10 protein-coding genes are annotated in these 12,026 nt (G+C 37.9%); 6 read left to right on the plus strand and 4 right to left on the minus strand.

Going from position 1 to position 12,026, the window contains the following annotated elements; translation table 11 throughout:
- Positions 1 to 175 precede the first annotated feature (175 nt).
- A complete protein-coding gene (locus QZ548_RS03855) occupies positions 176 to 1,585 on the plus strand; it encodes an MATE family efflux transporter (RefSeq protein ID WP_295868445.1) in 1,410 nt (469 codons plus the stop codon).
- A 350-nt stretch (positions 1,586 to 1,935) separates the two neighbouring features.
- Here the strand turns inward: QZ548_RS03855 and QZ548_RS03860 are convergent, their stop codons facing one another.
- A complete protein-coding gene (locus QZ548_RS03860) occupies positions 1,936 to 2,643 on the minus strand; it encodes a glutamine amidotransferase (RefSeq protein ID WP_295868448.1) in 708 nt (235 codons plus the stop codon).
- Between the two features lie 311 nt (positions 2,644 to 2,954).
- On the opposite strand from QZ548_RS03860, the gene QZ548_RS03865 reads away from it, so the two are divergent.
- The 4 genes from QZ548_RS03865 (at position 2,955) to QZ548_RS03880 (ending at position 7,118) form a co-directional block, all read left to right on the plus strand.
- Complete coding sequence (locus QZ548_RS03865) at positions 2,955 to 3,650, plus strand: MIP family channel protein (protein WP_105090255.1); 696 nt, start codon at positions 2,955 to 2,957, stop codon at positions 3,648 to 3,650.
- A 326-nt stretch (positions 3,651 to 3,976) separates the two neighbouring features.
- On the plus strand, positions 3,977 to 5,014 hold the full coding sequence (locus tag QZ548_RS03870) for an OmpA family protein (RefSeq protein WP_295868451.1): 1,038 nt from the start codon (positions 3,977 to 3,979) through the stop codon (positions 5,012 to 5,014).
- Between the two features lie 191 nt (positions 5,015 to 5,205).
- Positions 5,206 to 6,327: an AI-2E family transporter gene (locus QZ548_RS03875; RefSeq protein ID WP_295868456.1), complete on the plus strand. Its 1,122-nt coding sequence runs from the start codon at positions 5,206 to 5,208 to the stop codon at positions 6,325 to 6,327.
- A gap of 134 nt (positions 6,328 to 6,461) precedes the next feature.
- The gene (locus tag QZ548_RS03880) at positions 6,462 to 7,118 is read left to right on the plus strand and encodes a peptidase (protein ID WP_295868459.1); all 657 of its coding nucleotides are present in this window, start codon (positions 6,462 to 6,464) and stop codon (positions 7,116 to 7,118) included.
- Positions 7,119 to 7,219: 101 nt separating this feature from the next.
- On the opposite strand, the gene QZ548_RS03885 is transcribed toward QZ548_RS03880, so the two are convergent.
- Both QZ548_RS03885 and sstT read right to left on the minus strand, forming a co-directional pair.
- Positions 7,220 to 8,737, minus strand: a complete 1,518-nt coding sequence (locus QZ548_RS03885) for an NAD(P)/FAD-dependent oxidoreductase (RefSeq protein ID WP_295868462.1) — start codon at positions 8,735 to 8,737, stop codon at positions 7,220 to 7,222.
- A 250-nt stretch (positions 8,738 to 8,987) separates the two neighbouring features.
- Positions 8,988 to 10,208: a serine/threonine transporter SstT gene (gene sstT / locus QZ548_RS03890; RefSeq protein ID WP_105090260.1), complete on the minus strand. Its 1,221-nt coding sequence runs from the start codon at positions 10,206 to 10,208 to the stop codon at positions 8,988 to 8,990.
- Between the two features lie 343 nt (positions 10,209 to 10,551).
- Between sstT and QZ548_RS03895 the strand changes: the two genes are divergently transcribed.
- Positions 10,552 to 11,298 carry a ubiquinone/menaquinone biosynthesis methyltransferase gene (locus QZ548_RS03895; RefSeq protein WP_105090261.1) on the plus strand — a complete coding sequence of 249 codons (747 nt, stop codon included), beginning with the start codon at positions 10,552 to 10,554 and terminating at the stop codon, positions 11,296 to 11,298.
- Here the strand turns inward: QZ548_RS03895 and QZ548_RS03900 are convergent.
- Positions 11,279 to 12,010, minus strand: coding sequence for an SIMPL domain-containing protein (locus tag QZ548_RS03900; protein ID WP_105090262.1), 732 nt, complete (start codon positions 12,008 to 12,010; stop codon positions 11,279 to 11,281). The two genes, QZ548_RS03895 and QZ548_RS03900, sit on opposite strands and share 20 nt — an antisense overlap.
- Positions 12,011 to 12,026 lie beyond the last annotated feature (16 nt).

A 12,026-nucleotide genomic window follows, 5' to 3' on the forward strand; every position in this document is an offset into this window, starting at 1 on the left:
TAGTAGGGTATATTCGGATACTATAAGAGGTTCTTTTTTGCAATTTTGATATAGATTATTAAATATAATCATGATATATGAATGACTTTTCATATATTGTTGTGATATAATACAGAAGATATTGGGGCTAATAGATAGCTCAATCTTATACGATCTTGCATGAATAGGAGTTACTATGTTAGACCGCATACAACGATGGTTGTCCATTGATGCAATGTTGCCCGCTACAGAACGATTAGGTCCTGTAGGTACAACAAAGCAGATGTATGGCAATTATTTGAAAATAGCTTGGCCTGCTACATTACAAGGTTTGATGCTGCAGTTTATGACAGCTATTGATTTAGCCATGGTAGGGGCCCTCGGTGCCTCCGCACTTGCCTCAGTTGGTATTATGGGGCAGCCAGAGATGGTGATGCTCATATTCTGTCGTGCCTTGTCGATTGCGGTAACGGCTATTATAGCTCGCCGCCACGGTGAAAGTGAAGTTGATGGTATGAATGCCGTTCTTAAGCAATCCATACTCTTGAATTTCTTGATTTATGTACCTTTATTGGCAATATGTTTCTTTAATTTAGAGCATATCTTACGCTTTACAGGTGCCGAAGACGGCTATATAGAAACGGCTGTCTGGTATGGCCGTTTTGTTGTCATTAGTCTAATATTCCAATCTTTTAGTCAAATTGTAGGGGCCGCCCTTATTGGGTATGGCAATACTAAGGTTATTTTTAAGTCCAATGTAGTAGGTAATATTTTAAATACTATAATGAACTTCTTCTTGATTTATGGTATTGGATTCTTTCCTGAACTCGGTGTCATGGGCGCCGGTGTTTCGACAATGATTAGTAGTGCCGTTATTGCTCTATTATTACTGCGTACGATTTCACAACATACTACAACGGGATTAACGTTGCGACATCCTTCAAAGTGGAAGTTTGAACGAACTGTTTTGCACACTATGTTCCACGTAGGTGGTAGCTCATTAGGAGAACAATTTTTTGAACGATTTGGTATGTATACGTACACAATGATCGTTGCGTCCTTAGGGGCGGTACCATTAGCAGCACACTATGTATGTATGAATTTGATGGATATATTCTATTACTTTGCGATGGGCCTCGGCTTTGCCGGTGCGTCTCATACGGGACAGTGTCTTGGTCATAAACGACCAGATATTGCGAAAACCTATGGTAAAATTGGTGCCCGCATCGGTCTAGTAGTAGGCCTTGTAAGTGCTCTCATATTTATTGGCCCTGGCGATCTATTAGTACAGTTGTATACTCGTGAAAGTGAAGTCGTTACCTTAGCGGGTGCCTTAATGGGGATTATGGCTGTTGCAGCATTCCCTCAAGCATTACAGCAAGTATATTCTGGTGTTCTAAAAGGGGCAGGGGATACATATTATATTATGAAATATTCCCTTGTTAGTGTAGCTATTATTCGGCCTATCATTACATACCTATTGTGTATTACATTAGGTTTAGGGCTTTTAGGCGCATGGTTATCCTTGTGCTTTGACCAGTCCTTACGATTATGTTGCTCCTATATTCGATTTATTCGTGGTGCATGGCAGCATAAGATAGTTTAATCTTACATGGAAATGACAGGAATATTAACTTTGACTATCATTTAAATAGTATTTTTTCATATAAAACCTAAATTTTATAGTATTCGATATAGAGCTTTGGTATAGATAATATCTGTGTTTTCTACTACTTATCACTTTCTATATTGAAAAAATTAAAATAATTTATGAAAGGTTTATGAAAAAGTTCTTGCATATTCAATTTGTTTGATGTACAATACGAAATGTGGAAAAAATGACACATTGGGGAATGTGTTATCGGACCAGAAATCTATGATTTCATGTATATATGTAAGGGATATATATAAGAAACAAGCAAAAACCGCCTTAGTTCAGCTAAGGCGGTTTTTGTTTTATAAATGATTTTGTTCAAGCCAGGCGATGCATGCGGCTTTTCCTGCAGCAGGTAACTCTTGACGTAGGCGTTTTGCATCTTCTCTAAGTTTAGGAATATCGATACCCGCGTTAGAAAGTTCTGCACAATGGCCTACAAGCCAACTTTCAATGAAAGCAGGATCAGCCTCCATATGGAATTGAAGACCTAAAATATGTGTGCCTACGGAGAATGCTTGATTTGGGCATAACTCTGTTTTAGCAAGTCGCACCGCACCTTTAGGGATTTCAAATTCATCACCATGCCAGTGAAGAACTGGTACATTGCCTAGCAATGCTAGTGGGGAGGAGGCCCCTTCAGGAGTGTACTCTAGCGGGCCAAAGCCAATTTCTTTCTTACCATGCTTCATAGGTCCTACGTGACCACCCATGATACGGGAAATGAGTTGAGCGCCTAAACAGATGCCTAGCAATGGCTTTTTACTATTAATACGATCTGTAATGAATTTGATTTCATCTGTTAAGAACGGATAGAGTTCCTCATCGTACGCGCCAATAGGGGCACCGCAAACGATGACTAAATCAGCCGCTGTTGCATCATAGTGTTCAAAATTGGCAAGGGGAGCCTCGATGTATGTTAGTTCAAACCCTCGATTAGTAAGGACTGACTCTAAAATACCGGCATTTTCAAAGTTAATATGACGTACAATATAAGCTGTTTTGCTCATGGTTCCTCCTATATAGCTCGATATAACTCTATATATAATAGTAATTTCTACAAAGTATGTAGTATCAGTATATCATATTCTATAGAATTTATTGTGTGATGAAAATCATGATATATAAAAATACTAGGTAAATACTGTCTTATTAACAGATATAGATATTAAAATTTAGGAAAATATATTTTGTGAAATTATATCGAAAAAAGTCGTTGACATAATTTAGAAAATGTTTATAATGATGAGAGTAACATGAAATCCCATAGAGAGGGAAGACATGCCTTTTAGTTCATGAAGGTATTGTAAGGAGGAAGAACATGAACAAGTATATTGCTGAATTTATTGGCACAATGATTTTGGTATTCTTTGGTACTGGTACTGCCGTTGTAACAGGTGGCTTTACTGGTGGTCTTGGTTTGGGTTACTTGGGCGTTGTAGCAATTGCATTAGCATTCGGTTTGACAATTGTTGCTGGCGCATACGCAATCGGTCACGTATCTGGTTGCCACGTTAACCCTGCAGTATCCATTGGTGTATGGCTTTCTGGTCGTATGTCTGCTAAGGATTTTGCTGGTTATGTAGTAGCTCAAGTTATTGGTGCTTTCGCTGGTACAGGTTTGTTGAGTGTAGTCGTAAATGGCTCTGAAACACTTTCTGGTTTTGGTGCTGATGGCTACGGTACATTAAGTGCAGTTGGCCTTTCCATGGGCGGTGCATTTGTAGTGGAAACATTCCTTACATTTGTATTCGTACTTGTAATCCTTGGCGTAACAGCTAGTGAAAAAACATCTGCTCTTGCAGGTCTTGTAATTGGTGCTACATTGACAATGGTTCACTTGATCGGTATTCCATTGACTGGTACATCTGTAAACCCAGCTCGTGCATTAGCTCCAGCTGTATTCACAGGTGGTGAAGCATTGGCTCAAGTATGGCTCTTCATCGTGGCTCCTTTAGTAGGTGGTGCGATTGCGGCTGTATTCCATCGTGCATGGTTCTCTGTAAAAGAAAACTAATTGAATCTATAACGCCTACGGAAACGTAGGCGTTTTCTTTTATTCAGTTGAATTTAAAGATTTGCTAAGATAAGTATAAGATATATCTTAAAAGAATAAAGGATTAGCTCATCTATCCTATAATTAGAACCTCAATGTTCCTATATTATAAAGATAGTTATATTTTTGGATTTAGAATTTATAACATCTATGTATAGATAAATTTCGAAATCCTCATGATAATTTCATAAAAGATATTGAAAATTATCGAAAAGTTGTGTAAAATGAAAGTATATTATTACCAAAGGCCTGTGTATTGTTAAAGGCTGTTATTGGAGGGAATTATAATGAACAAAAAATTATTAGCTTTATTGGCAGTTGCTGCTGTAGGCGTATCTGTAGCTGGCGCAACTCCACAAACTCAATTCAACAAAGGTGAATTCCAAGTTGATCTTGGTGCAGCTCATTCTAAAGCAAAAACTGAACACTTCAATGCTGATGCAAAATGGAACTTTGATGGTGGTTTGACTTATGCTTTGTCTGATAAAACTGCTTTACAATACCAATATCATGGTTTGAATGATAAATTAGGTGGTATTGGCTACAGTGATAAAATGCACGAAGTAAACTTGGTTCAATCCTTGAACAAAAACTTCGCAGTATATGGTGGTTATGCTCATATTTCTGGCGATGACTTTGCTAAAGCAAACAACATTGCACAAGCTGGTGTAATTGGTAAAGCTAACCTTGGCTCCAAAGTTGAAGTTTATGGTAAAGCTGGTGTAGGTACTAAGAAAACTTCCACTTGGGAAGCTGGCTTAGGCTACAAAGTAAACGAAGATTTGGATATCAACGCTGGTTACCGTTATATCAACACAAAACATGCAGATAATGAAAATATCTCCTTCCAAGGTCCTGTAGTTGGCTTGTCCTACCGTTTCGGTGGTCACAAAACAGTGGCTCCTGTAGCTACTCCAGCTCCAGCACCTGTATACACTCCAGCTCCAGCTCCTGTAGTAGAAGCTCCTGTATACAAAACTCCTAAATTGGATTACTATGTACAATCCATCTACTTCGATTCCGACCAAGATGTAGCTCGTGCAGACCAATATCCAAACTTAACAGCTGCTGTAAATGCTGCTAACCAATACTCTCAAGACCAAGTTAAATTGTTGGGTAATGCTGATACTGACGCAACTCCTCAATACAACGTTGGCTTGTCTGAACGCCGCGTACAATACGTAGCTCAATACTTAGTAAACAACGGCGTATCTGCTGATCGTTTAATCGGTATTGCTAATGGCGACACTAAACCAGTTGCAACTAACTCCACTGCAGCAGGTAAAGCTGAAAACCGTCGTGTAGACGTTTACATTCATCGCTAATCTTCAATCTAATTTAGATTAGACATACAATATAGTCCACCTTCTATCATGCTCTCGTGTTCATCGGGGGACCGAGCATGTGATAAGGTGGACTTTTGTGTTATACTAAGCTTGCATACAATCGTAGGTCATACAATGTTCATTAAGTTTTGGTAATGTATGCGTTGTGAGTATAGTAAAGTAGGTTATATATGAAAAGATTTAAATATTATAAACCGCTTATAGGGGCCATAATATTGGCGGGTGTTATGATTATGATGGCACTGCGTATCAGCGATATTGCTAATGCTATTGATGCCGTCGTTACAGCTTTTGTTCCACTTATAGTAGGTGCTTGTATCGCATTTGTGCTAGATATTCTAGTGGTGCGTTATGAACGCTGGCTGTGGCCTAAGAGTAAAACAGGTTGGAAAGATAAAATTAGACGACCTTTAAGTCTCATTTTATCCTTTGTCACAATCAGTGCTATCGTTTATTTTATTGCTCGTATGGCGATTCCACAATTGATTCACTCCATGTCGATCATCGTGGCTTCTTCGCCACAGTTGTATACAGATTTCCAAACATGGATGCAACACTTTACAGAAACCATTCCAATGGCCTCCAATCAAACTCTTATGGATACCTTGAGTGGTGAAAGTATTGTTAAATATACTCGCGAGTGGGGCACAAAGGGTGGTACATACCTAGTTAATGCGATGGGGACAGCCTTATCGTGGACTTTGAATATAGGTTTAGGTTTAATCTTTGCCATTTATATGTTGCTCGATAAAGAGCGACTTATGATGCAAGGTAAACGAATCCTAAAAGCCTATGCATCTGATGAGTGGGTTAATCGTGTTAGTTATGTGACACGCGTAGCTGTTCAAACTTTTAGTAACTTCTTTGTAGGTCAGTTTATAGATGCCTTGATTTTAGGTATTATGGTGGGCATTTCATTGTGGGCATTTAATATCGAATATGCTACTACGATTGCCTGTGTTATTGGTCTTACTGCATTAATTCCATTGCTAGGTATTTATGTAGGGGGCGTTATAGGCGCAGTTATCTTACTTACTGTTAGTCCTATGGATGCATTAATCTATGTGATTATATTAGAGGTTCTTCATCAAATTGAAAGTAACTTTATTTATCCTAAGATTGTAGGTAATTCCGTTGGTTTACCTGGTTTGTGGGTATTTGCAGCCGTTATCGTAGGCGGTAGTTTAATGGGGGTTACTGGCATGTTGATTGGCGTACCTTTGGTGGCAACATGTTACAAATTACTTATGACTGATGTAAACGATCGACTTGCATCGAATGAAGGTTTATAGTATATTGTCTAAATAATATATCTATTTATGTATGTTTTGTGTGCTGTTGCATATAGCACGAAATTATAGTAATTCTAGTATACGGATGGCTTTTACCATAGGTGAAAGCATTGTATATAGTAGGAGGATATGTAATGAATAAAAAGTTGATTTCTATGGCATTAACTGGTGTATTGGCAGTTGGCGTATTGTCCGTTGCTACACCTAGTGTGGCAGATGCACGTAAAACAAAACCAGAAACAAGTACTGATATTTCTGTACAACGTGCGCCAGGGGAATCCATGGTTATGACTATGAGTAAAATTGGTACTATTTTCCAAAATCGCTATCCTAATGCAGCACTACATTCTGTAGAGCTTAACTCCAACGATTTGAACTATGGTTACAAAGTAGTAGGTTATAGTAAATATCATCAATACAAAATGAAAATAGACGTAATCACTGGTAATACTTCCGATATGGAAGAGGGTGGCAAACCTAAAAAAGTTATTGGTGAGATCTTCAATAAAGATAAAGTAATTGAAGCGTCTCAAGCTGAACGCGTTGCAAAACAACAACTTGGTGCTGATGCAGTTGTAAAAGGCTGGAAAATTGAAGCTCATGAAGGTAAGATTCTATACTATATGACAATGCATCAAGACGGCAAAAAGACTGTAGTTACTGTAGATGCTGAAACAGGGGCATATGTAGGTCAAACTAAATCTAGTAAATTACCTCCTGAACCAGATCAAGGCTTCGATGGTCGCAGAACAAACATTATTTGGGATAACACTATTGATATGGGTCGTTAATCCATTTAGAATATTCGTCACAATAATAAAAGGACTGTGTATATACACAGTCCTTTTTGTCGTTATTACATTGTTATTACGTCATTATTACGTGGTTAGTATTACCAACGGTGTTCGTAGTATACTTGTGTCCACATAATTACCTCTACAAGAGAAGGATGTGGACTCATAGTTTCACCAACGGTGATAACAGATTTAGGCTCCATAGCACGAGTGATACCTTTTTCACGTAAGCGTTTTGTACGTTCAGAAGCGATTTCTTCATTAATAGCAGTTAATGGTGTTACACCGCTGTTCATAAGGTTTACGTAAGGTTGGAATAAGATAGAGGCTTGAGGGCCTGTTACATGCATACCAAGGATATGATTTGTATCTTTATCGACTACGATTTTTACAAAGCCATCATTTACATCACCAGGATTAATACCCATTGCATAACCTTTAGCTGTGGAGGAGTAGTAGTTTTTACCTACGCCTACATTATAACCAGCTTTAATAGCTTCGGCTTCAGTAAGACCTACGCTACCGATTTCAGGGTAGGAGAAGGTAACCTTTGGCAATGTATCATAGCGTGCCCAACGGAAATCTTCTTCGTTTTTTGCAAAGTATAGATTATGGGCGATAATATCTGCTTCGTAGTTTGCGCGGTGGCGGAATGCAGGCTCGCCGTTTACATCACCTAATGCATAGATACCATCTACAGATGTTTCGAGGAATTCATTTGTTTTGATCCAGCCTTTTGGTAATGTTTCAATACCTGTATTTTCAAGGTGTAATTCTTCGACAGCAGGGCGAATACCGGCAGCAACTAGAATTTCTTCAACCTTTGTCTCTGTAATTTCACCAGTAGTACGATCTTTTGTGACTACTACCTTGAGGCCATCTTCTTGACGGATTTCAACAGTGTCTTGGTTCAATATAACATTGATGCCGCGAGCACGATAGTTTTGGAGAAGATGTTCAGACATCTCTTCGTCTTCCTTAGGTACAAGACGTACATTATGCTGAATGATGGTAACTTCAGTACCAGCAGCATCAAATACATGGCCAAACTCTACACCGATAGGACCAGCACCGAGTACTGCAAGAGATTTATATGGTTGTTTAGGGAATTTATCGCCAAAAAGGCTTTCACTAGAAAGATAACCTGCCTCTTGTAAGCCTGGTACATTCGGAATATTGCTATAGCCACCAGTACCAAGAATAATAGTAGGGGCTGTGATTTCTACAGTACCAGAGCCATCGTTGAGATGAATGTTCATAACCTTATCGGATACAAAGCTAGCTGCACCACGGTATACGTCAACATTATCGAAAGCGTTGTAATAATCGTAGATGCCTGCGGATTCGTCAATCTTAAACCATGTACGTTTAGAAACGGTGTCCCAGTCCATAGTAGCATTGCTAACATTAATACCGATTTTTTTGAATTCTTCTACCTCTTGGATTGCATTAGCTGCTGTAACCATAACCTTTGTAGGAATACAACCGCGAGTTAGGCATGTGCCACCAAATTTGCCTTTTTCAATGATAGCTACTTTTTTACCCACTTTGATAGCAGCATCAGCTACGATGGTTGCACCACCTGTACCAACTACAATAATATCGTATTGTTTCATGTTGATTCCTTTCTATTTATATCTATTAATAGTTATTATCATTAACTCTATTATAACATTATATTGAAGAAAATCAATATAGATGATTGTGTTCAATATAAACAATTATGATTAATATAAATATCTATATTGTTTGTTAGAGCATGTTCTTTATATTATACACTGAGTAGTAATGAAAGTAGTATAGTAAGGCTGATTTTTTATCTATTGAACACAAAAAAAGACGGTCCCGAAGGACCGCCTATAGGTGTTAATCCCAGTTTTCGTGATAGCCACGTTTTGCATAATCTGCAGTAGCTGTGAAGAGAATATCTGTACTGGAGTTAAGTGCTGTTTCAGTGGAGTCTTGTAAAACACCGATGATGAAACCTACACCTACAACTTGCATTGCAATATCATTGGAGATACCGAATAGAGAACAAGCTAGAGGAATTAGAAGTAGGGACCCACCAGCAACGCCAGAAGCGCCACAAGCACCGATTGTAGCAATGACAGATAAAAGGATTGCTGTAGGGACATCTACAACGATACCAAGTGTATGTGCAGCAGCTAATGTCATGATTGTAATTGTGATCGCTGCACCACCCATGTTGATAGTAGCACCCAATGGAATGGATACGGAATACATATCAGGGTTAAGTTTTAAACGTTTTGCTAAATCAAGGTTAACAGGAATGTTTGCTGCAGAGCTACGAGTAAAGAACGCATAGATAGCAGATTCACGCAAACATTTAAATACCAATGGATATGGATTGCGACGAAGGTATACAAAAGATAGAAGTGGATTTACTACTAATGCTACGAAAATCATAGAACCAAGTAGTAATACGAGTAATTGGAAGTAGCCGATTAAAGCTTCAATACCATTAGTAGCGATAGAGTCAGCTACGAGACCCATAATACCTAGAGGAGCAAAGCGGATAATCCAACCTACTACAGTTGTAATAGCTTGAGCGATAGACTCCATTACTTCTTTAGTATTCATTGGGGCATGGCGTAAAGCACCGCCAATGATAAGTGCCCAACCTAAAATGCCGATATAGTTAGCGGTCATTAAGGCTTTCACAGGGTTATCAACAATATTTTTTAAAAGTGTTTTCATAACCTCTACGATCCCTTGTGGTGGAGCTGCATCAGCTGCACTAGCTGCAAGGTGTAATGTAGTAGGGAACATAAAGCTTACGACTACAGCAAGTGCTGCAGAAAGGAATGTACCTAATAAATATAATGTGATTACAGATCCCATCCCAGTCTTTTGACCAGAACGATGTTTACTGATAGCTGCAATAACAAGGAAAAATACAAGGATTGGTGCAATCCCTTTTAAAGCACCAACAAAGAGAACGCCTAATAAAGCTAGTTCATTTGCCAATTCTGGCACGTATAGAGCTGTCAAAATACCAATAATCAAACCTATGATTATTTGTTGGATTAGACTGACTCTATTGATTGATTTTACAAATCGATTCATAGTACACTCCAATACTTAATAAAAACTAATAAAAGACCATGGAAAAGATATCTTTTCAACATGGACATATGTCATTATACAACGAACATAGATTGGTGGCAATAGAGAATATCATAGTCATTAATATATAGTTAAATTGGATCTACTGTGACTGATAACGATATTTATTTTGTAATATGCTAGTTTTAATAGTAGTGAATATATTACTTTAACTAAATATGTGCTCTTTACATAGTTACTATATATAGTATATATAATAGGATTCTTTTGATAGGCGTCATAGTATGATATACTATGCGAGTAAAGAGTTTGAATATAGTTCTTGATTAGTGAAAGGACCATAATGAATACGAAAGAATTTAAAACATATGCAGATAAAGAAGAGTTTGTGCAAGGTGTGTTCTCTAATATTGCTAAGAATTATGATTTGATGAATACAGTCTTGAGTTTTGGTCAAGATTATTACTGGCGCAAATTTTCTGTAAAAGCAATGAATATAGGTCCAAATCAACGAATACTTGATGTAGCTTGTGGCACTTGCGTGTTTACAAAAGAAGCATTACGTCAAGAGCCAACATTAAAGGTAGAGGCTTTGGACTTTAATAGTGAAATGCTTGATCAAGGTCGCGTACGCATTGAAGATGCTGGTTTACTAGATCAAGTTAATCTTGTTCAAGGTGATGCAATGGCATTACCATATGCAGATAATACATTTGATGCTGCTATGAGCGGCTTTGCAATGCGTAATGTACCAGATATTAAACAGGTATTATCTGAAATGCAACGTGTTGTAAAACCAGGTGGGAAAGTAGTTGTATTGGAGTTAGCGAAACCAAGTATGTTTGGTTTTAAACAATTATACAATTTCTACTTCTCCTATATATTACCTATTATAGGTAAATTAAGTAAGGATAATTCCTCCTATGCGTGGTTACCAGAATCCTTACGTAGATATCCTCATCAAAGTGAGATTCTTGAAATTTGGAAATCTTTAGGATATGAAAATGCCACCTATCATGAATTGACAGGCGGCATTGTAGCGGTCCACGAAGGTGTGGTACCAGAAAATTCTATTGTAAATAATAAGTGATATTAGCGTCTTGAGAAACTACTAATGATCCTTTTTCAACAGGAGTAGCAGTTTCGAGAGACGCTTTTAACATTATTGCGTTACGATAGTAACCAGAATCCATGGAGCTTGTTTGAGGTGTACTGATAGAAACTGTTTTTACAGGTCCTAATGTACGTCCAAGGGCTGCAGCGATAACCTCAGCTTTATGACGGCCATCTTGAATTGCTTCTGTAGTTAATGAATCAGATAGTTGTTGAGATACATCATTTTGGAAAGAAAGGTTGTTGATATCATTAGCCCCAGCGCTAACAGCAGCATCAACAGCTTTACCTACATTATCAAGATTATTGATTTTTACAGTTACACGATTAGACACATTATAACCTGTATTGATTCGTTTGCCATCTTGGTAATCGTTAGTAGGGTTAATAGAAATATTAGAGGTATAAATATCTTTTTTATCGATACCTAAATGACCTAACTTACTAATCAAATCACTCATGATGCGGTCATTGTTAGATTTTGCAGCATTGATGTTTGTGTTTTCGCTAGTAATACCAAGTGTTAAGATCGCATAGTTAGGTGCTACTGAACGAGAGGCTTGTCCAGTAATTTGAATTTCAGAAGAATCAAAAGTACCTTGTGGCGCAGCAAAGGCTGCAGTAGCCATAGTTGCACATACAGCAGCAATAGCAACTGTTTTAGATAATAAACGTTTGGATAATTTCATACTCAATCTCCTTACA

Source organism: uncultured Veillonella sp. (assembly GCF_915069625.1).
Classification (GTDB): domain Bacteria; phylum Bacillota; class Negativicutes; order Veillonellales; family Veillonellaceae; genus Veillonella.